This window comes from Pseudomonas sp. SH10-3B (assembly GCF_019891415.1).
Classification (GTDB): Bacteria; Pseudomonadota; Gammaproteobacteria; order Pseudomonadales; family Pseudomonadaceae; genus Aquipseudomonas.
Genome location: NZ_JAFLXD010000021.1, coordinates 66,254 through 88,120 on the forward strand (window position 1 = coordinate 66,254; position 21,867 = coordinate 88,120).

18 protein-coding genes are annotated in these 21,867 nt (G+C 60.3%); 6 read left to right on the top strand and 12 right to left on the bottom strand.

Annotation, left to right across the window (positions count from 1 at the left end; all coding sequences use genetic code 11):
• Positions 1–58: 58 nt before the first annotated feature.
• The 11 genes from J1G35_RS17040 to J1G35_RS17090 form a co-directional block, all read right to left on the bottom strand.
• Positions 59–1,291 carry a multifunctional CCA addition/repair protein gene (locus tag J1G35_RS17040; protein ID WP_223015512.1) on the bottom strand — a complete coding sequence of 411 codons (1,233 nt, stop codon included), beginning with the start codon at positions 1,289–1,291 and terminating at the stop codon, positions 59–61.
• 63 nt (positions 1,292–1,354) lie between these two features.
• Positions 1,355–2,920 (bottom strand): SpoVR family protein, encoded by a 1,566-nt coding sequence (locus tag J1G35_RS17045; RefSeq protein ID WP_053131134.1) that lies wholly within the window; start codon positions 2,918–2,920, stop codon positions 1,355–1,357.
• Positions 2,917–4,188, bottom strand: a complete 1,272-nt coding sequence (locus tag J1G35_RS17050) for a YeaH/YhbH family protein (protein WP_223015513.1) — start codon at positions 4,186–4,188, stop codon at positions 2,917–2,919. Before J1G35_RS17050 ends, J1G35_RS17045 begins: the two co-directional genes overlap by 4 nt.
• Before the next feature lie 113 nt (positions 4,189–4,301).
• Positions 4,302–6,224, bottom strand: a complete 1,923-nt coding sequence (locus tag J1G35_RS17055; protein WP_003194732.1) for a PrkA family serine protein kinase — start codon at positions 6,222–6,224, stop codon at positions 4,302–4,304.
• Positions 6,225–6,508: 284 nt separating this feature from the next.
• Positions 6,509–6,838: a thiosulfate sulfurtransferase GlpE gene (gene glpE / locus J1G35_RS17060; RefSeq protein WP_053131140.1), complete on the bottom strand. Its 330-nt coding sequence runs from the start codon at positions 6,836–6,838 to the stop codon at positions 6,509–6,511.
• Between the two features lie 29 nt (positions 6,839–6,867).
• Positions 6,868–7,719: a symmetrical bis(5'-nucleosyl)-tetraphosphatase gene (locus J1G35_RS17065; RefSeq protein ID WP_223015514.1), complete on the bottom strand. Its 852-nt coding sequence runs from the start codon at positions 7,717–7,719 to the stop codon at positions 6,868–6,870.
• Complete coding sequence (apaG, locus tag J1G35_RS17070) at positions 7,719–8,099, bottom strand: Co2+/Mg2+ efflux protein ApaG (protein ID WP_053131146.1); 381 nt, start codon at positions 8,097–8,099, stop codon at positions 7,719–7,721. The genes J1G35_RS17065 and apaG overlap by 1 nt, the downstream gene beginning before the upstream one ends.
• Before the next feature lie 103 nt (positions 8,100–8,202).
• Complete coding sequence (rsmA, locus tag J1G35_RS17075; RefSeq protein ID WP_053131149.1) at positions 8,203–9,015, bottom strand: 16S rRNA (adenine(1518)-N(6)/adenine(1519)-N(6))-dimethyltransferase RsmA; 813 nt, start codon at positions 9,013–9,015, stop codon at positions 8,203–8,205.
• Positions 9,012–10,001 carry a 4-hydroxythreonine-4-phosphate dehydrogenase PdxA gene (gene pdxA, locus J1G35_RS17080; protein ID WP_223015515.1) on the bottom strand — a complete coding sequence of 330 codons (990 nt, stop codon included), beginning with the start codon at positions 9,999–10,001 and terminating at the stop codon, positions 9,012–9,014. Before pdxA ends, rsmA begins: the two co-directional genes overlap by 4 nt.
• A complete protein-coding gene (locus J1G35_RS17085; protein ID WP_053131154.1) occupies positions 9,998–11,338 on the bottom strand; it encodes a peptidylprolyl isomerase in 1,341 nt (446 codons plus the stop codon). Before J1G35_RS17085 ends, pdxA begins: the two co-directional genes overlap by 4 nt.
• Positions 11,313–14,126, bottom strand: coding sequence for an LPS-assembly protein LptD (locus J1G35_RS17090; protein WP_053131157.1), 2,814 nt, complete (start codon positions 14,124–14,126; stop codon positions 11,313–11,315). Before J1G35_RS17090 ends, J1G35_RS17085 begins: the two co-directional genes overlap by 26 nt.
• A gap of 130 nt (positions 14,127–14,256) precedes the next feature.
• Between J1G35_RS17090 and J1G35_RS17095 the strand changes: the two genes are divergently transcribed.
• Genes J1G35_RS17095 through J1G35_RS17105 form a run of 3 tightly spaced genes read left to right on the top strand, consistent with a single transcriptional unit; the run spans position 14,257 to position 16,722 of the window.
• Positions 14,257–15,282, top strand: coding sequence for a phosphotransferase (locus J1G35_RS17095; protein ID WP_223015516.1), 1,026 nt, complete (start codon positions 14,257–14,259; stop codon positions 15,280–15,282).
• On the top strand, positions 15,279–15,953 hold the full coding sequence (gene murU, locus J1G35_RS17100; protein WP_053131162.1) for an N-acetylmuramate alpha-1-phosphate uridylyltransferase MurU: 675 nt from the start codon (positions 15,279–15,281) through the stop codon (positions 15,951–15,953). Before J1G35_RS17095 ends, murU begins: the two co-directional genes overlap by 4 nt.
• A gap of 1 nt (position 15,954) precedes the next feature.
• Positions 15,955–16,722, top strand: a complete 768-nt coding sequence (locus tag J1G35_RS17105) for a TerB family tellurite resistance protein (RefSeq protein WP_053131164.1) — start codon at positions 15,955–15,957, stop codon at positions 16,720–16,722.
• Between the two features lie 73 nt (positions 16,723–16,795).
• Here the strand turns inward: J1G35_RS17105 and J1G35_RS17110 are convergent, their stop codons facing one another.
• Positions 16,796–17,770, bottom strand: coding sequence for an alpha/beta hydrolase family protein (locus tag J1G35_RS17110; protein ID WP_053131166.1), 975 nt, complete (start codon positions 17,768–17,770; stop codon positions 16,796–16,798).
• Between the two features lie 77 nt (positions 17,771–17,847).
• Between J1G35_RS17110 and J1G35_RS17115 the strand changes: the two genes are divergently transcribed.
• The 3 genes from J1G35_RS17115 to J1G35_RS17125 all read left to right on the top strand — a co-directional run bounded on the left by J1G35_RS17115 (position 17,848) and on the right by J1G35_RS17125 (position 21,828).
• Complete coding sequence (locus J1G35_RS17115) at positions 17,848–19,842, top strand: transporter substrate-binding domain-containing protein (RefSeq protein WP_223015517.1); 1,995 nt, start codon at positions 17,848–17,850, stop codon at positions 19,840–19,842.
• A gap of 18 nt (positions 19,843–19,860) precedes the next feature.
• Positions 19,861–20,490, top strand: a complete 630-nt coding sequence (locus J1G35_RS17120; protein ID WP_027605903.1) for a response regulator transcription factor — start codon at positions 19,861–19,863, stop codon at positions 20,488–20,490.
• Positions 20,491–20,715: 225 nt separating this feature from the next.
• Entirely contained in the window at positions 20,716–21,828 is a 1,113-nt protein-coding gene (locus J1G35_RS17125) for an ABC transporter ATP-binding protein (RefSeq protein WP_223015518.1), read from the top strand.
• Positions 21,829–21,867 lie beyond the last annotated feature (39 nt).

Below are 21,867 nucleotides of genomic sequence, written 5' to 3' on the forward strand. Positions count from 1 at the left end.
CGCGAAAAACTGAGAGCGCTGCGTTATCGTTGACGTTCTTCGCGAGCAAGCTCAGCTCCTACAAGGGCTTGTGTTGTTCCTTGTAGTCTTTGAGTGCCTTGAGCCGTTCGCGCTTGAGCGCTTCGCCCAACTCCGGTCCCTTGAATCCTTTCTCAAGCAGTGGCGCAACGGCGACCTCGCGCGCTGCCTTCGCCGCGCCGCGCAAGTAATCCGCTTGTGGATAACTTCTTTGCTCCAGGCCCTTGCGGCCCCGGGCATCCATTTCACACGCCACCACAAACTCTTCAAAGCGCTGCGGCCGACGGTAAACGTCGAAACTCTGCAGCAACTCCAGAAGCGTCGAGGCTTTAAGCTCCAGGGCCCGATGACCGTGGGTGTGATATTGGCCAACCAGCACCGCCAGTTCCTGGCAATCCCTTGGTACCTTGAAGCGTTCATTCACCGCCTTGATCAGCTTCAGGCCGCGGTGTTCATGGGCAATATGCTGCGGCAACTTATCCACAGGTGTCAGGCCCTTGCCCAGGTCGTGCAGCAGGCAGGCCCAGCGTACGGTCAGTGGTTGTTGATGCCGCGCAGCCTGTTCCAGCACGCTCAAGGTGTGAATGCCGGTATCGATCTCGGGGTGATGCGCTTCGGGTTGTGGTACGCCAAACAATGCGTCCACTTCCGGCATTAAACTCTTCAGCGCATTGCAATCGCGCAGCACTTGGATGAATACCTGGGGTTGTTCTTCCATCAGGGCGCGGGAGATTTCTTTCCAGCTGCGCTCCGGAGTCAGGGCGTCCAGTTCGCCGGACTCGCTGAGTTGACGCATCAGTTCCAGGGTCTCCGGGGCCACCTTGAAACCCAACGGTGCATAGCGTGCGGCGAAACGCGCAACGCGGAGTACACGCAATGGATCTTCGGCGAAGGCCGGGGAAACATGGCGTAAGATTCGCGCTTCAAGGTCATGCTGACCGTTATAAGGGTCAGTCAGATTACCGTCGTCGTCTTCTGCTATGGCATTGATGGTCAGGTCGCGACGGACAAGGTCTTCCTCCAGCGTAACTTCCGGGCTGGCGTGGAATACAAAGCCGCCGTAACCCCGACCACTTTTGCGTTCGGTACGGGCGAGGGCGTATTCATCGCCGTTCCTCGGGTCCAGGAACACCGGGAAGTCCGCCCCGACCGGCTTGAAACCCTTGGCAAGCATCTGCTCGGTGGTGGCGCCGACGACCACGCGGTCGATATCGGTGACCTCTATGCCCAGCAAGCGGTCACGCACGGCGCCGCCGACTTTGTAGATTTTCATGAAAAAGCCTCCATTAGCGGCACAGGATACTGCCTGTGCCTGACCAATGGAGGCTTTGCTGTTTCAGAGATGAACGACGGCCAGGTCCAGGCGGCCGTAGTCGTTGTCGTTATGGTCACTTCGCGGTGGTACATGGTGCGTCTTCATTACCTGGTCGCCTTGCAGCGTTTCCAGGTGGATGTCGAAGCCCCATAGCCGGTGCAGGTGCTTGAGCACTTCCTCGGTGGATTCGCCCAAGGGTTTACGGTCGTGCTGCTGGTGGCGCAAGGTCAGCGAGCGGTCGCCGCGCACATCGATGCTGTAGATCTGCACATTAGGCTCGCGATTGCCCAGGTTGTACTGCGCGGCCAACGTTTCACGAATGATGCGGTAACCCGGTTCATCATGGATGGCCGGTACCACCAAGTCGTCCTTGAGGTCGTCATCCAGGATGCTGAACAACTTGAGATCCCGAATAACCTGGGGTGACAGGTACTGCAGGATAAAACTCTCATCCTTGAAACTGCTCATGGCGAACTTGATGGTCGATAACCAGTCACTGCCGGCGATTTCCGGGAACCAGTGGCGGTCCTCATCGGTGGGATGTTCGCACATGCGCCGAATATCGCGGTACATGGCAAAACCCAGCGCATAAGGGTTGATTCCGCTGTAGTACGGGCTGTCGAAACCGGGTTGGAACACCACGCTGGTGTGGGACGTGAGGAACTCCATCATGAAGCCGTCGGTGACCAGGCCCTCGTCGTAGAGGTCGTTCATCAATGTGTAGTGCCAGAACGTTGCCCAGCCTTCGTTCATCACCTGGGTCTGGCGCTGTGGATAAAAGTACTGGGCGATCTTGCGCACGATACGCACGATTTCCCGTTGCCACGGCTCCAGCAACGGTGCGTGCTTTTCCAGGAAATACAGGATGTTTTCCTGAGGTTCGGCGGGGAAACGCGCGTTGTCCTTGTCGCTGTTCTTGCCGGCTCGTTTGGGAATGGTGCGCCACAGGTCGTTGATCTGCTTCTGCAGGTGCTCTTCGCGTTCCTTCTGGCGCAGGCGTTCTTCCTCGGCAGAAATCGGGTACGGACGCTTGTAGCGGTCGACGCCGTAGTTCATCAGGGCATGGCAGGAGTCGAGTAAGTCCTCCACGGCGTCGATACCGTGGCGCTCCTCGCACTGCATGATGTACTGCTTGGCGAACACCAGGTAATCGATGATCGAACTGGCATCGGTCCAGGTGCGGAACAGGTAGTTGCCCTTGAAGAAGCTGTTGTGCCCATAGCAGGCATGGGCCACCACCAGCGCCTGCATGCAGATGGTGTTTTCTTCCATCAGGTAGGCGATGCACGGGTCGGAGTTGATCACGATCTCGTAGGCCAGGCCCATCTGGCCCCGTGTGTAGGACTTCTCGGTGCTGAGGAAGTGTTTGCCGTAGGACCAGTGGTGGTAACCCAGGGGCATACCAACGGACGCGTAGGCATCCATCATCTGTTCGGCCGTGATCACTTCGATCTGGTTGGGGTAAGTGTCCAGGGCATAACCTGCCGCGATGCGGCTGATTTCCCGGTCATAAGCCTGGATCAGTTCAAAGGTCCACTCGGAACCGGTGGAAATAGGTTGGCGCTTAGTCTCTTTTTTGGCGGTCATGTCACTAACCTGCGCTGGAAGAGTTCACGGAAGACCGGATAGATATCGCCGGCCGAGACCAGTTGCTGCTGAGCGAACGTGTCGGCAAAGGCCTCGCCGATACGCTCGTATTCAAACCACAGGGCCTGGTGCTCACGGGGGGTAATTTCGACGTAGGTGTAGTACTGCACGAACGGCATGATCTGATTGATCAGGATGTCGCGGCAGATCGGCGAGTCATCGTTCCAGTTGTCGCCGTCAGACGCTTGGGCGGCATAGATGTTCCACTCGTTGGCCGGGTAGCGTGCGGCCATGATCTCCTGCATCAACTTCAGCGCGCTGGAGACAATGGTGCCGCCAGTTTCCCGCGAGTAGAAGAACTCTTCTTCGTCGACTTCCCGTGCACTGGTGTGATGGCGGATGAATACTACGTCGATCTTGTCGTAGTTCCGCTTCAGAAACAGGTACAGCAGGATGAAGAATCGCTTGGCAATGTCCTTGGTGGCTTGGGTCATGGACCCCGACACGTCCATCAGGCAGAACATTACCGCCTTGGAGCTGGGGTTGGGTTGCTTGACCAGCAGGTTGTACTTCAAGTCGAAGGTGTCGAGGAACGGCACGCGGTGGATGCGCGCGCTGAGTTTCTCTATTTCTGCCTCGATTTCCTGGATATCGCCGAAGTTATCCGGTTCTTCACGCTTGAGCCGGGCCAGTTCTTCCTTGGCATCCCTCAGTTTGGCGCGGCTGCTGCCCGACAAGGCAATACGCCGGGCATGGGCGGAGCGCAGTGTTCGAATGATATTGATCCGGGACGGGTTGCCCTCGTTGCTGATCCCGGCGCGCACGGTTTTGAAGGTGTCCGTGCCGGTCAGGTTGCGTTTGACCAGGTTGGGCAATTCCAGGTCCTCGAACATGAATTCGAGGAATTCTTCCTGGGTGATCTGGAACACGAACTCGTCCATGCCCTCGCCGGAGTTACCGGCCTTGCCCGGGCCTTTGCCACCACCACCGCCTTGTGGGCGCTGGATATGCTCGCCGGTGGTGAATTCCTTGTTGCCAGGGTGAACGACGGTCTGCTTGCCGCCCCGGCCGTGGTGCAGCACCGGTTCGTCAATGTCCCGTCCAGGAATGCTGATTTGCTCGCCATGCTCCATGTCGGTGATGGAACGGCGGCTAACGGCCTCTTCAACGGCCTTTTTGATGTGGTCACGGTAACGCCGCAGGAAACGCTGGCGGTTTACCGTGCTCTTGTTCTTGCCATTGAGGCGTCGGTCGATCACATAGCTCATGAGGAGCCCTCCGGGCAGCTTCACGTTACAAGCTTCAAGCAGCGAGCTGGAAGCTTAGAGACAAGCGGTCAACTGCCAGGCCTAAGACCTGGCAGTGCACGCCTGTCGCTGCCTTATTGCGATTTGCGCACCCGCAGGTACCACTCGGAGAGCAGCCGTACCTGCTTGTCTGTGTAGCCACGCTCGACCATTCGTGTGACGAAGTCGTTGTGTTTTTGCTGATCCTCCTTGCTGGCCTTGGCGTTGAAACTGATGACCGGCAGCAGATCCTCGGTGTTGGAGAACATTTTCTTCTCGATGACCACCCGCAGTTTCTCGTAGCTGAGCCAAGTGGGGTTCTTGCCGTTGTTGTTGGCGCGGGCGCGCAGCACGAAGTTGACGATCTCGTTGCGGAAATCCTTCGGATTGCTGATGCCAGCAGGTTTTTCGATCTTCTCCAGTTCTTCGTTGAGGGCTACGCGGTTGAGAATCTCGCCGGTTTCCGGGTCGCGGTATTCCTGGTCCTGGATCCAGAAGTCCGCATACAGCACGTAGCGATCAAAGATGTTCTGGCCGTACTCGCTGTAGGACTCCAGGTACGCGGTCTGGATTTCCTTGCCGATAAACTCGATGTAGCGCGGCGCCAGGTATTCCTTGAGGAAGCGCAGGTAGCGTTCGCGGGTTTCGGCCTGGAATTGTTCCTGTTCGATCTGCTGTTCCAGCACATAGAGCAGGTGTACCGGGTTGGCGGCGATCTCATGGGGGTCGAAGTTGAAGACCTTGGACAGGATCTTGAACGCAAAGCGGGTCGACAGGCCGTTCATGCCTTCATCCACGCCGGCAGTGTCGCGGTATTCCTGGATCGACTTGGCCTTGGGATCGGTATCCTTGAGGTTTTCGCCGTCATACACGCGCATTTTCGAATAGATATTCGAGTTTTCCGGCTCCTTGAGGCGCGACAGCACGGTGAACTGGGCAAGCATCTTCAAGGTGTCGGGTGCGCAATGGGCTTTGGCCAGGGAGCTGTTGAACAGCAGCTTGTCGTAGATCTTGATTTCATCGCTGACCCGCAGGCAGTACGGCACCTTGACGATGTAGATCCGGTCGATGAAGGCTTCGTTGTTCTTGTTGTTGCGGAAGGTGTGCCATTCCGATTCGTTGGAGTGAGCCAGCAGGATCCCGGTGAACGGAATCGCGCCCAGGCCTTCGGTGCTGTTGTAGTTGCCTTCCTGGGTGGCGGTGAGCAGTGGGTGCAGCACCTTGATCGGTGCCTTGAACATCTCGACGAATTCCATAAGGCCCTGGTTGGCCCGGCACAGTGCGCCCGAGTAGCTGTAGGCGTCGGCGTCGTTCTGCGGGAATTCCTCCAGCTTGCGGATATCGACCTTGCCCACCAGCGCCGAAATGTCCTGGTTGTTCTCATCGCCCGGTTCGGTCTTTGCCACGCCGATCTGGTTGAGGATCGACGGGTAGAGTTTCACCACGCGGAACTGGCTGATATCACCGCCAAACTCGGCCAGGCGCTTGGTGGCCCAGGGCGACATGATGGTGTTGAGATAGCGCCGTGGGATACCGAAGTCTTCTTCGAGGATGGCACCATCTTCCGTGGCGTTGAACAAGCCCAGGGGCGATTCAAAAACCGGTGAGCCCTTGATGGCGTAAAAGGGCACCTTTTCGATCAGTTGTTTGAGTTTTTCGGCCAGGGACGACTTGCCGCCGCCGACGGGGCCGAGCAGGTAGAGGATCTGTTTCTTTTCCTCCAGGCCTTGGGCGGCATGGCGGAAGTAGGAGACGATCTGGTCAATGCATTCTTCCATTCCGTGGAAGTCTTCAAAGGCCGGATAGCGGCGAATCACCTTGTTGGAGAATATTCGCGACAGGCGCGAATTATTCGCGGTTTCCACCAGCTCCGGCTCACCAATTGCCAATAGCAGGCGCTCGGCGGCAGACGCGTAGGTGCTGCGGTCCTGTTTGCACAGCTCAAGATACTCTTGCAGCGTGAGTTCTTCCTGCTGTGTGGACGCGAAGCGTTGTTGGAAGTGGCTAAAAATACTCATGACGTCGTCACCTCGCTCGATACGTGGAGCCGACGCCGGATCTATCAGTCGATGCTGGCAGTCATTGACGAACGCCAATGGCCGTTTTCCCCCCAGAACACCCTAAACGCTACCGATGACCCGCACGCCGGTGTACCGGCTCTCCCCTGATTCGGATGGCCTGCGCTTAAGGATAGTTCGGAATCGGAGAGGTCAAGGCGCGATGAGCAATTAGTTTGGCTGCGCCGTTCGTCAGAAACGGCGCGAGCCCAAGCGTCACGCGGGGTAGCGGTGTGTGAAAAAAATTATTGCGAATCGCCGGATGAAATTTCCGCAGGATAGGTCGTACGCCATAGCTCAAAGCCGCCATCCAGGCTATAGACGTCGGAGAAGCCTTGGCTGATCAGGTAGGCGGCGGCGCTCTGGCTGGAGTTGCCGTGGTAGCAGGCCACGATCACTGGGGCGTCAAGGTCGGCAGCGCGAATGAAGTCGCTGATATTGACGTTGTCCAGGTGCTGGGCGCCGGTGATGTGGGCGGCGGCGTAAGTAGGCTGGTCGCGGATATCGACCACTACCGCACCTTGCTCGCGCAGGGTCTGGGCTTGTTCGGGAGGGATACGTTTGAATTCGCTCATGGCGGGCTCCTTGGGCTTGGCTGCGGCGTCTAGCGTTTGGCGGCAGCTGGCAGTGTAACGGGAAGGGGAGATTCGCATTGGCAGCTCAGGCGCTCGCCAGTGTCGATGTTCATCAGGGTCATGGCGCCGCCCCACACGCATCCGGTGTCGAGGGCGAATACGCCGGGTTCATCACACTTGCCTTCCAGGGCTGCCCAATGACCGAAGATGATCCTGGTGTCGCGGGTCTTGCGTTCCTTGTGGGCAAACCACGGCTTGTAGCCGGGCAGGGCGGTGTCGGCGCCTTCCTTGCTCTTGAGGTCCAGCTTGCCATCGGCGGTACAGAAGCGCATGCGCGTGAAGTAATTGGTGATCACGCGCAGGCGGGCGACGCCGGTGAGGTCGTTGTCCCATTTCGCCGGCTCGTTGCCATACATGCCGTCGAGGTAGGCGGTGTAAAGGTTGTCATCGGCCAGCGCATGTTCGACTTCGGCGGCGCACTTGAGGGCTTTCTTCAACGTCCACTGTGGCGGGATACCGGCATGGACCAGGGCCATGTTGCGGCCTTCGTCGTAATGCATGATCTTTTGCCGGCGCAGCCAGTCAAGCAATTCGGTGCGGTCTGGTGCTTCGAGGATTTCCCGCAGGGTGTCGCCCTTTTTCAGGCGCTCGATGTTGTTGCCGGCCGCCAGCAGGTGCAGGTCGTGATTGCCCAGTACGCACACCAGGGACTCTCGCAGCCTATATAAGTAGCGCAGGGTCTCCAGCGATTCGGGTCCACGATTGACGAGGTCGCCTACCAGCCACAGGCGATCGGTCGCCGGGTTGAAGGCTACGCGTTCAAGCAGGCACTTGAGGGGCTCCAGGCAGCCTTGCAGGTCACCGACCGCGTAAGTTGCCATCAGTGCAGGGACCCCGGCACCGCAAGACGAAAGGGCGCGATGACGGCGTCGAATAATTTGCCGTCGGTGGCTTTCATCTGATACGAGCCCTGCATGGTGCCGACCTTGGACGTCATGACTGTGCCGCTGCTGTAAGTATGGCTGGCACCGATGTCGATCAGCGGTTGTTGGCCGACAACGCCTGCGCCGCGAACTTCCTCGACCTGACCGTCACCGTCGGTGATCACCCAGTGGCGTGACAGCAGCTTGGCCGGCACCTGCCCGTTGTTCTTCACCGTAATGGTGTAGGCAAAGGCAAAGCGGTTCTGTTCAGGTTGCGATTGGTCCGCCAGGAAGCGGGTGACGACGCTGACGTCGATCTGGTAGCGAGGATCGGACATGCAAGAGGCCTTAAAAGCAAAAGCGGAGGACAGCAGATGCGGATCAGTCTAGGCCAAGAGGTGGGCACTAGGCCAGACATGTGTCTGGCCATGCCTGGGTGCTTCAGTCGGCGGTCGGCGCAGGCTGTATGGCAAGCTGGTCGGCCAAGCGCACGAACGCGGCCAGGTCCAGTTGCTCTGGGCGCAGGCTGCCATCGACGCCGGCAGCTTCGATTTCAGCGTTGCTCAGCAGGGCTTTGAGCGTGTTGCGCAGGGTCTTGCGGCGTTGGTTGAACGCCTCACGCACCACTCGCTCGAGCAATTTGTGGTCCTTGGCCGGGTGTGGCAGCACGGCGTGCGGTACGAGGCGCACGATGGCCGAGTCGACTTTCGGCGGCGGGTTGAATGCGCCCGGGCCAACGTTGAACAGGTGTTCGACGCGGCAGTGGTACTGGACCATTATCGACAGACGGCCCCAATCACCTCCACCAGGGCCCGCGGCCAGGCGCTCCACCACTTCTTTTTGCAGCATGAAGTGCATGTCGCGGATGATCCCGGCGTTGTTCAGCAGGTGGAAAATGAGTGGCGTGGAGATGTTGTACGGCAGGTTACCCACCACGCGCAGGCTGTTGGGCGCGGCGTTGAGGGTATTGAAGTCGAACTTCAGTGCATCACCCTGATGCAGGTTGAAGTTGGGCTTGTCGGCGAACTGCTGGTTGAGGATCGGGATCAGGTCCTTGTCCAACTCCACCACGTCCAGTTGGCCGCCGCTGGCCAGCAGGCCTTGAGTCAGCGCGCCCTGGCCCGGGCCGATCTCCAGCAGACGGTCTTCTGGCTTGGCATGGATGGAGCGCAGGATACGGTCGATCACGCCAGCGTCGTGCAGGAAGTTTTGCCCGAAGCGCTTGCGCGCCCGGTGTTGGTAATGCTCGGTCATATACGGGTCTCGGCCATCTGATAGGCGGTTTCCAGGGCCACGTGCAGGCTGCCGGTATCGATCTTGCCGCTGCCTGCCAAGTCCAGGGCGGTGCCATGGTCGACGGAGGTGCGGATGATCGGCAGGCCCAGTGTCACGTTGACTGCGGCGCCGAAGCCTTTGTACTTCAGCACGGGCAGCCCCTGGTCATGGTACATCGCCAGCACTGCGTCGCAGTGCTCCAGATATTTGGGGGTAAATAGAGTGTCTGCAGGCAGTGGGCCACGCAGGTCCATGCCTTCTTGGCGCAGACGCTCCAGGGTTGGTTCGATGATGTCGATTTCTTCATGGCCCAAGTGGCCGCCTTCGCCGGCGTGGGGGTTGAGCCCGCAGACCAGGATGCGCGGTTGGGCGATGCCGAATTTCTGTTGCAGGTCGGCATGCAGGATGCGCGTAACGCGCTCCAGGCGCTCGGCGGTGATGGCGTCGGCAATGTCACGCAACGGCAGGTGTGTAGTCACCAGCGCGACACGCAGGCCACGTGTGGCCAGCATCATCACCACTTGAGCGGTATTGGTCAGCTCAGCCAGGAATTCGGTGTGACCGGAAAATGCTATGCCTGATTCGTTGATCACGCCCTTGTGGACCGGTGCAGTGATCATGCCGGCGAAGTCGCCGTCGATGCAGCCTTGTGCCGCGCGGGTCAGGGTTTCCAGGACGAACGCCGCGTTGGCCGTGTGGAGTTGCCCGGCAACGACCTTGGCTTGCAGCGGGGTGTCCCACACATACAAGCTGCCAGCGGGCGCCGGCAGGTCGGGCCAGTTGCCCGGTGCCACGTCCAGCAGATTGACGACCACACCCAGCTGCGCGGCCCGCTCAAGGAGCAGGTCGCGGCTGGTAATGGCAATCAGGGGGTGCGGCTGGGGTTGCGAGGCGAGCAGCAGGCACAGGTCTGGACCAATGCCGGCCGGCTCGCCGGGTGTTACCGCGAAACGCTGTGGTTTCACTGTGCTGCCTGGTCGGTGCCTGTTTGCTCGGCGCCTGGCAGCTTGTTTTCCACGTAGGCTTCGTCACGGATCTGACGCAACCAGGTCTGCAGCTCTTCATCGTATTTGCGGTTACGCAGTACGTTCAGCGCTTGCTGCTCACGGGCCTGGCTGGTGTTGTCGGTGGCGCGACGGCCAAGGACTTCCAGCACATGCCAGCCATACTGAGTCTTGAACGGTTTGGACAATACGCCTTGCGGAGTATCGGCCATTACCTGTTGGAACTCGGGCACCAAGGCTTTCGGGTCGATCCAATTCAGGTCGCCGCCGTTGAGGGCCGAGCCTGGATCCTCAGAGAAGCTTTTAGCCAGGGTGGCGAAGTCTTCACCGCTTTGGATGCGGTCATAGATCTTCTGGGCCAGTTCCTTGGTTTGCGCTTCGGTGCGAATTTCGCTTGGTTTGACCAGGATATGACGAACATGCACTTCGTCTTTCAGCGAGGCCTCGCCACCGCGGCGTTCCAGCAACTTCAGGATAATGAAGCCGCCTGGCGTGCGTGCTGGCTGGGTGATGCCACCCACCTCCATTGCGCTCAGTTCGCGGTCGAACGGAGGTGGCAATTGAGCGGCTTTACGCCAGCCCATGTCACCGCCTTCAAGGGCGTTGTCGCTGCCGGATTGAGCAATCGCCATCTGGGCAAAGTCGGCACCGGCTTTCAGGCGATCATAAATGGCCTGGGTTTTGGCGGCGGCGGCATTGAGCTGCTCGGAGTTGGCGCTGTCCGGGGTCGGGATCAGGATATTGGCCAAGTGCAGTTCTTCGGAAAGCTGCATCTTGCCGAGATCCGAGGCCAGGAAGTTCTTCACTTCCTGTTCGGACACCTGAACCCGCTCGGCTACGCGGCGCTGACGCACACGGCTGATGATCATTTCGCGGCGGATCTGGTCACGGGCGTCCTCATAGGACAAACCGTCGTGGGCCAAGGCGGCGCGGAATTGATCAATGCTCATGTTGTTGCGTTGAGCGATGGTGCCGACCGCCTGGTTCAGTTCTTCGTCCGAAATACGGATGCCGGAACGATCACCGATCTGCAGTTGCAGGTTTTCGACGATCAGGCGCTCCAGTACCTGCTGGTCCAGGACGCTGGTAGGTGGCACGCCGCCGCCACGCTTGGCGATGGTTTGCTGAACTTCCTTGACCCGTTGGTCGAGTTGGCTCTGCATGATCACGTCGTTATCGACGATAGCCACTACTTTATCCAGCTGTTGAACCGCAGCGTGTGCCGATGCGGTCCCCAGGAACAGTGCGCCCAGCACTAGCGGGCGCAGACAATCAGAAAGCTTGGTCTTCACGTTCACGATAACCTTCAATGCCTTTGTCGAGGAAGCTCTCTACCTTGGCGCCGGTCAGGCCGCCGAGTCCTTTGAGGACGATCTGCAGGAAGAGCCCGTGGTCACCCTTTTCGTTCAGCGGGGCGATCTGGCTGTATTCGTCGTTGGAAACCCAGTAACGGTTGATGACGCGCAGTTTCCAGCAGCAGTTGTCGTACTCGAAACCACCGAAGGCTTCCAGGGTACGGTTGCGTGCGTAGTCATACTGCCAGCGGGTGATCAGGTTCCACTGGGGAATGATCGGCCACATCATCGAGAAGTCGTGTTGTTGGATTTTGTAGTAATCCTTCACGTAGTTCGCCGAGCCTGGGGTGCCGTAGTCGCCGCCGAACTGCCATTTGCCGGTCAGCTGGTTGTAGACGACCTGGTCGTTACGATAGCGATAACCAACGTTGATGATCTTGTTCGGGTCGTTTTCCGGCTGGTAGTGAAGCATCGCACTGCCGGAGCGAGGGCTGTGCTCCTCGGTGTCCCAGTTGTAACCGGCAGTGGCGCGCCAGTCACGGTTGAAGCGGAACTCGTAGTCCAGGGCAACCGGAGATACGTCGGATTGCGAATCGGCACGGTCGGCGGCTAGGATGCCCGGCAATTGAACTTCACGATCCTTGAAGTACAGCGCCTGGCCCACGGATACGCGCTGACGCTCGAAGCCGTTTTCTTCGATCCAGCGGCTGGTCAAGCCAAGGGACAGCTTGTTTTCGTCGCCGATACGGTCCGTGCCGCTGAAGCGGTTGTCGCGGAACAACGACGCGTAGCTGAACGCGTACTCGCTGCTGTCGAAGATCGGGATATCGGACTGGTCCTTGTTCGGCACGTACAGGTAGAACGCGCGCGGTTCAAGGGTCTGGCGATAGTTTGTGCCGAACCAGTTGGTATCGCGGTCGAAATACAGGCCGCTGTCGAGACTGGCCACCGGAATCGCGCGGTCCTGGGAGCTCTTGAAGGAGCCGCCTGCGTACTGGGTGCCGGCATTCGCTGCTGCTGTTTGTGCAGCGATGATGTCGTTCTTGCCCTTGTTGTCCAAGTCGAGATCGTACTTGGTGTAGACGTACTTGAGCTTCGGCGTCACAAAACCGTAGGTCCAGTTCATCGGGTATTCGACGGCGGGTGCTACGTTCAGGCGAGTACCGTTTGCACGGGTCAGGCCGGTTACGTAGGTGTCCAGGCGACGCTCGGTACCACCATCTTCATTGATGAAGTTGCCGGTTTCCAGGCTTCGCTCAAACCGAACTGCTTCGGTATCGTAGGTGAACTTCAATCCACCTGGGCGGAACGGCAGCTGACCATTCAAGGTGATCTGCGGCAGCCGGTCATAAGGTGTGGTCTGGGAAATCGTCGCCAGTTGATAGGCCTGCACGTTCAGGCGTGCCTGGAACGAATTCCCGCGATAGGTCACGGAGCCCTGCTGGTTGACGAAGTCCCGACTCTCAACACCTTCCTGGTAGGACTTGAGGTCCTGGAAGTAGTAAGGGTCGCTGATCTTGGTGTAGTCGACCTGGGTCAGTACGCGCGAATCCAACCCGCCCTTGTGCTGCCAATTGAGCATGTAGCGGGTTTTTTCGTAGTCGGTCTGCTTCTTGCGCTCGTCGTTGTCGTCGTTCAGGTACGCACCGCCGAACTGGCCTTCGCTGGACTTGGTGAGGTAGCGGAATTCGCCTTCCATCATCATGCCGCGCTTGGTCATGTATTGCGGGTACAACGTGGCGTCGTAGTTTGGCGCCAGGTTGAAGTAGTACGGCGTGACCAGGGTGAAGCCGGTTTCGCCGCCGGTACTGAAGCTTGGAGGCAGGAAGCCGGACTGACGACGGTCATCGATCGGGAAATAGATATAAGGGGTGTACAGGATCGGAATGTTCTTGATCCGCAACGTCGCGTTGGTGGCCGTACCGAAACCGGTGGCCGGGTTCAACGTGATGTTGTTGCCCTTGAGCTGCCATGCGTTGCTGTCTGGCTCGCAGGTGGTGTACGTACCGTCCTTGAGACGGATGATCGCGTTTTCGGCGCGCTTGGCGTACAGCGCGTTACCGCGGATACGCGACTTGTGCAGCACGTATTCGGCGTTGTCGATCTGCGCCGCACCGGTGTCCAGCTGAACCTGGGCGTGGTCGCCGACGATCAGGGCGCCGTTGTCGCGCAGACGTACGTTGCCGTTCAGCTCGCCACGGTTCTCAGCCTGGTACAGGCTGGCTTCTTCCGACTCCAGCTGCATGCTGCCCTGGCGCATGACGACGTCACCGGCCAGGGTCGCCACTTGCGATTCCTGTTCGTAACGAGAGGCCTTGGCACCGATGAAGGTAGGCGCATCGCTCTTGTTCGTCTTGTCGTTCATGCCAGGACGAGTTGGCTCGATGTACGCACCGGCGCAGTAAGGACCGGTTTCGGCCAACTGGGCGGCGGTCAACTTTTCGCGAGGCACCCAGTCCAAGTGGCTGTAGTCGGCGCTGCGCGAACGCAGGCCACGGCCCTTGGAGTCGGTGACCAGTGCGGTCTTCGGCTCGGCTTCGGCACTGCCGCCAGCGTCGGCCTGCGCCGTGCTGTTGCCCGAGCTGACGGCTGCACCGTCATGCACCGGGCGCGGTGGCAATGGGGCGGCGGCGGTTTTCGGCGCGCAATCCCAGGCACCCGAAGCAGAGACTGAGCAGTCATACTGTTCCGCGGCGACCACGAATGAGGTGGCGAAAGGTTGCATGGCCAGCAGACTGCCGGTTACCAGCAACGGAAATTTTCTACGAAACGCGGGGGATTTCAATGCCATCTTATTAGTCCGGGCTTCCTGCGTGCCATCTGCCCGCGGTGTGGGCCGCACGCCTCTCGATGGTCTGAAAAAGATGCGTGATAATAAAGCATGACCCGCTTGACGGCTAGCGCCGTCGGAGACCCTTGTAATGCCCGAGCAAGATCTACGTTTACAACAGCTGGAAGTCTGGCTGGATGAGCAGTTGCCGATCCTTTTCAACGCTCAAGACTGGGGTGCCGTACCCCCGGCCACATTGACCGCGGCCAGCAGCGACGCGAGTTTCAGGCGTTATTTCCGCTGGGAAGGCGGCGGTCGGACTTTCGTGGTAATGGACGCGCCACCCCCCCAGGAAAACTGCAAACCCTTCGTGGATATCGCCCATTTATTGGCGAAGTCAGGAATAAATGTTCCTAAAATTTATGCAGAAGATCTGCCGCGAGGCTTTCTTTTGCTCAATGACCTGGGCAGAAAAACCTATCTGGACGTGATTGACGACGAAAACGCCGATCAATTGTTTGCCGATGCCATCGACGCCTTGCTGGCTTATCAGCAGTTGCCGATGGACGCGCCACTGCCCAGCTATGACGTCGCCTTGCTGCGCCGCGAACTCGAATTGTTTCCCGAGTGGTACGTGCGCCGGCACTTGGGTATCGAGTTGGATACTCAGCAGCAGGCACTTTGGCAGCGTGTCAGCGACCACTTGATCGACAGCGCCCTGGCGCAACCAAAAGTGCTGGTGCACCGCGACTATATGCCACGCAACCTGATGATCAGCGAGCCGAACCCCGGCGTGCTGGATTTCCAGGACGCCGTTTACGGCCCGGTCACCTACGACATTACCTGCCTGTTCAAGGACGCCTTCCTCAGTTGGCCCCAGGCCCGCGTGCGCGAATGGCAGCGCGGTTACTGGGAGCGTGCGGGCCAGGCCGGCATTCCGGTACAGGCGGATTTCGACGACTTCCTGCGTGCCAGCGACCTGATGGGCGTGCAGCGCCATCTCAAGGTCATCGGTATCTTTGCGCGCATCTGCCATCGCGACGGCAAGCCACGCTACCTGGCCGACGTACCGCGCTTCTTTGCTTATATAGACGCGGTGCTCGCAGATCGCCCGGAATTGAGCGAACTGGCTGAGTTACTCACCAGCCTGCGTCAACCCGTCGGGGCCAGCGTATGAAGGCCATGATCCTGGCCGCCGGCAAAGGCGAGCGGATGCGTCCGCTCACTTTGCACACGCCCAAGCCGTTGGTGCAGGCCGGCGGCAAGCGCCTGATCGAGTATCACCTGGAGGCGCTGGCCAAGGCTGGTTTCACCGATATCGTCATCAACCACGCCTGGCTCGGCCAGCAGATCGAGAGCTACCTGGGCGATGGCGCGCAGTTCGGCTTGCGCATCCGCTACTCCCCGGAGGGCGAACCGCTGGAAACCGGTGGCGGGATTTTCCAGGCGTTGCCGTTGCTGGGGGATGAGCCATTCCTGGTGGTCAACGGCGATATCTGGACCGACTACGACTTCACCCGACTCAAGCAACCGCTCCAGGGCCTGGCCCATCTGGTGATGGTCGATAACCCGGCGCATCACCCGTCGGGCGGTGATTTCTACCTTGATCAGGGTCTGCTTCATGATGCGGCGCCCGGTGCCGATAACCTGACCTTCAGTGGCATTTCAGTGCTCGACCCCCAGTTGTTCGCGGGTTGCAGTGCCGGTGCCTTCAAGCTGGCGCCGCTGCTGCGTGGGGCCATGGCGAAAGGTTTGGTAACGGGGGAACACATGGCGGGACGCTGGATTGATGTCGGCACGCTGGAGCGCCTGGCGCAAGTCGAAACCCTGCTGACAGCGGGGCAGTAGCATGTTGTGGCCAGGGACGCTGATCGGCGCCGGGGCTGGCTTTGCCATTGCCAGTATTCCGGGGGCCTTGTTGGGTGCGCTGTTGGGGCAGGCGCTGGATCGCCGCATGCAACTGCACAGTTGGGCACAGTTGCGCGAGCGCTTGGGCGGGCGCCCGGCGTTACGCAATGACGAGTTATTGTTTGTGTTGCTCGGGCGCCTGGCTAAAAGCAACGGGCGTGTGGTGGACGGTCATATCCAGCAGGCGCGGCAAGAGATGCGCTCGCTGGACATGACCGACTCGGCACAGCGCCGTGCGATTGCGGCGTTCAATCGCGGCAAATCCGGTTCCGACCGGGTGCGCCGCTACCTGCGTGTGCTCAAGGCCCAACCCCATGCGGCGGAAGGGGTATTGCGGGCGTGCTGGCGCATGGTCTGGGCGGACGGCAAAGCAGACGCTGCCGAGCGCGATCTGATCGACCTGTGGGGTAAGTGGTTGGGCTGGACACCGCAACAGCTGCAGGCGTTGGCGGCCGACTACGCACCTGAGCGCAAGCCGCTGGTCAGTCGCGGCACTACCTATCAGGACGCGTTGCGCTTACTCGGCGTGACGGCCGCCACCGAGCCCTCGGCCATCAAGCGTGCCTATCGCCGCCTGCTGAGCCGTCACCACCCGGACAAGGTGGCTGGCAGTGGCGCCAGCCCCGCGCAAGTGCGTGAGGCCACCGAGCGCACCCGCGAATTGCACAACGCCTATGCGTTGATTCGCGAGCGCCGGGATTTTCGTTGACGATTTTGAAGTGACTGCCCAATCCAATGTGGGAGGGGGCTTACCCCCTCCCACATTGGTTTTGTGCTGATCCTCAGTCGGCATTCGCCTGCGGGCTCAACCAGCCGCGAATCCGGCGATACAACTGTTCCTGCTCGGCGGCGCTGTTGCCGGGCAAGGTCTTCAAGGACACCTGTTTATAACCCTCATTCTTCAAGCGCTTTGCCGCCTGGGCGCGTGCCTGGGCGTTTTTGCGGGCTTGGGCGTTGTCTTGATAGAAGACGTCGGCGGTCGGCAGTTTCAGGCCTGGTGCCAGTTGCTGCACATCTGGATGACGCCCGGTAGGCGTCTGCGCCGCGACCATCACGAGCTTCTGCACCTGGGACGGTTGTTTCTCGCTCAGGTAGCGCGCCGCCCACCAGGCGCCGGTGCCATGGCCGACCAGCACCACCGTACGTGCGCTCTGGGTCTGGGCAAAGGCCACGGCAGCATCGATGCGACTGAAGATGCGCGAGGCGTCAGTCTTGTCCTGCTCGTCGGCGCCCGGCACCACCGCCGGGTCGGTGCCCTCTGCCTCGGCGCTGGCGGCTTGCTCGATCGGTTTGTCAGCCGTGCTCGCGTCCTTACTGCTGGTGTCGACGGTGGCCTTGGGCGCTTCCATGACACGCGGTGGCAGGGTGTCCATGCTCACGTCCGGTAACGACAGGCTGAGGCTGCCCCAATTGGCATCTGGAAATTTACGTCGCAACGGGCCAATTGCTTGCGGCCAGTCAGCATTTTCACCGGCGCCCGGTACGATAATCACCACACCTTCGGGCTCGGCGCTGTTGGCCGGTTTCCACAAGGCAAGGAATGACTCACTGCCGGCCTGCAACTGTTGCTGTTCCTGTTGCGGAATTTTGCGTTCCAGGGCGCTGGCTTCTTCCAGGCTACGCTCGGGCAAGGGCTGGCGTTCGACGGGTTTTTCGGCAGCCGGCGCCGGTGCGTCTGCGGCCTGCACAGAAAAGGCACTGGTAAACAGCAGCGACAGGCACAATGCTGGCAGTGCCGAACGGTTTCGATAGGGCATCGTTGATTTCCGGCCAGAAGAGATTCCAGCAGCCTAATGGGTTGGTCAGTATTTGTCAGTGATGTGAGACGTGGATCATGGGTTTTCGCTGTCTGCTGGTTATCGGCTGTTTGTGCGTTGCCTTGATGGCAAACGCCTCTCCCGCACCTGTCGCCCCGCAGGCGCAGTTGAATGCGCAGCAGCGCGAATGGCTGGCCCAGCATGCGGAACTGCGGGTGGGCGTGGTGTTGCAGGTGCCTTACGCGCAATACGACCGACGTTTGCAGCGCTTGTCCGGGGCGAATGTCGAGTTGATGCAGTGGTTGGCCAAGGCGCTGAACATCGAGCTGACCTGGCGCAACTTCCCTAATCAGGAGCAACTGGAAGCGGCTGTCCGCGACGACGAGGTGGACATTGCCCCCGGCCTGCAACAAACCCCGGCCGGTTTGCGCCTGTGGCTGTTCACCGACCCGTATATGCGCGTGCCCCAACATATTGTTGGCATCCGCGAGGGCGCCGCCGCCGTAGAGTTGGAGAAACTCGACGAGCAATCCCGTGTTGCCGTGCGCATGCCCAGTGCGGTGGCCGATTACCTGCGCAGCACCTATCCCGGCCTTAACCTGCAAGGCGTGCCCATGGAGCGCCAGGCCTTGCAATTACTGGTCAGCCAGCAGGCGCGTTATGCCGTGGTGGATGAAGCGCAATTAAGCCGGCTCTCCGGTGAGGCGGAGTTCGCCGGGTTGGCGGTGGTGGGGGATATCGGCTTGCCGCAATTGCTGCGGGTCGCCACGCGCCGGGATTGGCCGGAATTGGCCGGCATCATGGAAAGCGCCCTGCGCGCCATCCCGGCCCGCGACCTGGATCAACTGCACAGTCGCTGGCTGCAACCCAAATACCCGCGTTTATCCGAATCCAAAGGCCTGTGGCAGAACCTCAGTCTCTTGCTCGGCCTGTTGCTGCTCGCCAGCCTGGCCGTGGTGTTCTGGCAGCGCCGCCAGCAACGCGTGCTGGAGCACGACCTGCTGGCGGCCCGCGAAGAAAGCGCGGCCCGCGCCGCCGGTGCCGAGGCGTTGAGGTTGACGCAGTTTTCCATCGACCAAAGCACTGTCGGCATCTTGTGGGTCAACTGGGACAGCCATGTGCGCTACGCCAATCGTGCGGCCGAAAGCATGCTCGGTTACGCGCCCGGGGCCTTGATCGAACGGCCGCTGGTCGACCTCGACCCGACCCTGGATATGGACCGCTGGCTCAACCTGTGGAAGCGCGCACGGGCCAGCGAAGAGGGGCCGCAGAACTTCGCCACCGATTGTTTGCGCGCCGATGGCAGCATTCTACCGGCCAACGTGTCCTTGAGCTTTCTGCGCTTTGCCGAGGCCGAATACCTGGTGGTCTATCTGAACGACGTCACCGAACTGCGCCGCACCCTGGCCGCGTTGATGCAAAGTGAAGCGCAACTGCGCGAGTTGTCCGCCCACCTGGAAACCGTGCGCGAAGAAGAAAAGGCGCGCATCGCCCGGGAAGTGCACGACGAACTCGGGCAAATGCTCACGGTGCTCAAGCTGGAAACCTCGATGTGCGAGCTGTCCTATGCGCAACTGGATCCAGGCCTGCACGAGCGCTTGAACAGCATGAAGCGCCTGATCGCCCAGTTGTTCCAGTTGGTGCGGGACGTGGCGACGGCGCTGCGTCCGCCGATTCTCGATGCCGGTATTGCCTCGGCGATTGAATGGCAAGCCCGGCGCTTTGAAGCGCGCACGCAAATCCCCTGCCTGGTGCAAGTACCGGATAACCTGCCGGCCTTGAGCGATGCCAAGGCCATCGGCCTGTTCCGTATCCTGCAGGAGGCACTGACCAATGTGATGCGCCATGCCCAAGCGCATACTGTCGAGCTGACCCTGGCGGTGGAAGGCGCCGACCTGCGACTGACCATCAGCGACGATGGCGTCGGTTTCGTCCAGGCCCAGGGGCGCCCGGTGTCGTTTGGCTTGGTGGGGATGCGCGAGCGCGTGCTGATCATGGGCGGGCAACTGAGCCTGAACAGTCAATTGGGCGAGGGCACCACCCTGAGTGTCACGGTGCCGTTGGATGCATGACGATAAGAGGAAGCCCTTGTGATCCGTGTACTGGTAGCCGAAGACCACACCATTGTTCGTGAAGGCATCAAGCAATTGATCGGCCTGGCCAAAGACCTGCTGGTGGTGGGGGAGGCGAGTAATGGCGAACAACTGTTGGAGACCTTGCGCCACGTGCCTTGCGAGGTGGTGTTGCTGGATATCTCGATGCCCGGCGTGAATGGCCTGGAAGCGATCGCACGCATTCGGGCGTTGAGCAATCCGCCGGCGATCCTGGTGCTGTCGATGCACGATGAGGCGCAAATGGCCGCTCGCGCCCTGAAGGTGGGTGCGGCGGGCTACGCCACCAAGGACAGCGACCCCGCGCTGCTGCTGATGGCGATTCGCAAGGTCGCGGCCGGTGGGCGCTACATCGACCCGGACCTGGCGGACCGCATGGTCTTCGAGGTCGGCCTGACTGACTCGAGACCTTTGCATTCGCTGCTGTCCGAGCGTGAATTCTCCGTGTTCGAACGCCTGGCCCAGGGCGCCAACGTCAATGACATCGCCCAGCAACTGGCGCTGAGCAGCAAGACCATCAGTACCCACAAGGCGCGGCTGATGCAAAAGCTGAATATCACCTCCCTGGCCGAGCTGGTGAAGTACGCCATGGAGCACAAGCTCCTCTAACCACATACCCAATAACGACAACCCCAAAACACCGCCGAACCCATTCTTGCCGCTTGCAGCTCGCCTCTTGCAGCTGCCCTGTCCCATCCCCGCCATCCGTGTAGGGCGATCCCTACCCCAAACCTTCCATCCGGCTGATGCGATTCTCTCTTGGCCCCCGATTTCCGGGGGCTCGCGCCTGGACTACGCTTGTGCCACAGCAGTCCAAAACACAAAGGTGCGGGTATGAGCGAGGCGGATTCAAATGATGTGCTGGTCAGCTTTCGTGGCGTGCAGAAGAGCTACGACGGCGAGAACCTGATCGTCAAAGACCTCAACCTGGAGATTCGCAAGGGCGAGTTCCTCACCTTGCTCGGGCCTTCCGGTTCCGGCAAGACCACCAGCCTGATGATGCTGGCCGGCTTCGAAACGCCGACCGCCGGTGAAATCCAGCTGGCCGGGCGCTCGATCAACAACGTGCCGCCGCACAAGCGTGACATCGGCATGGTGTTCCAGAACTACGCGCTGTTCCCGCACATGACCGTCGCCGAGAACCTCGCGTTCCCGCTGTCGGTACGCGGCTTGAGCAAGACCGATATCAGCGAGCGGGTCAAACGCGTGCTGAGCATGGTCCAGCTCGACGCCTTCGCCCAGCGCTACCCGGCGCAACTGTCCGGCGGCCAGCAGCAGCGCGTGGCCTTGGCCCGGGCGTTGGTGTTCGAACCGCAACTGGTACTGATGGACGAACCCCTCGGCGCCCTCGACAAGCAATTGCGTGAACACATGCAGATGGAGATCAAGCACCTGCACCAACGCCTCGGCGTGACCGTGGTGTACGTGACCCACGACCAGGGCGAAGCCTTGACCATGTCCGACCGCGTGGCGGTGTTTCACCAGGGCGAGATCCAGCAGATCGCCGCGCCGCGCACCTTGTATGAAGAGCCGAAAAACACCTTCGTCGCCAACTTCATCGGTGAAAACAATCGCCTCAATGGCCGCCTGTACAGCCATACCGGCGAGCGCTGCGTGGTAGAGCTGGCGCGCGGCGAGAAGGTCGAGGCACTGGCGGTGAACGTCGGCCAGATCGGCGGCCCGGTGACCCTGTCGGTGCGCCCGGAACGCGTCAGCCTCAATGGTTCCAGCGAAAGTTGCGTCAACCGCTTCTCCGGGCGGGTGGCGGAATTTATCTACCTGGGCGACCACGTGCGTGTGCGCCTGGAAGTCTGCGGCAAGGCCGATTTTTTTGTGAAACAACCGATCGCCGAGCTGGACCCGGCCCTGGCGGTTGGCGACGTGGTACCGATTGGCTGGCAAGTCGAGCACGTTCGCGCACTCGACCCACTTCTAGAGGCGAATTGATCGCCCCATGGCTTCACCAACCCTGCACGTGGAGAGAAC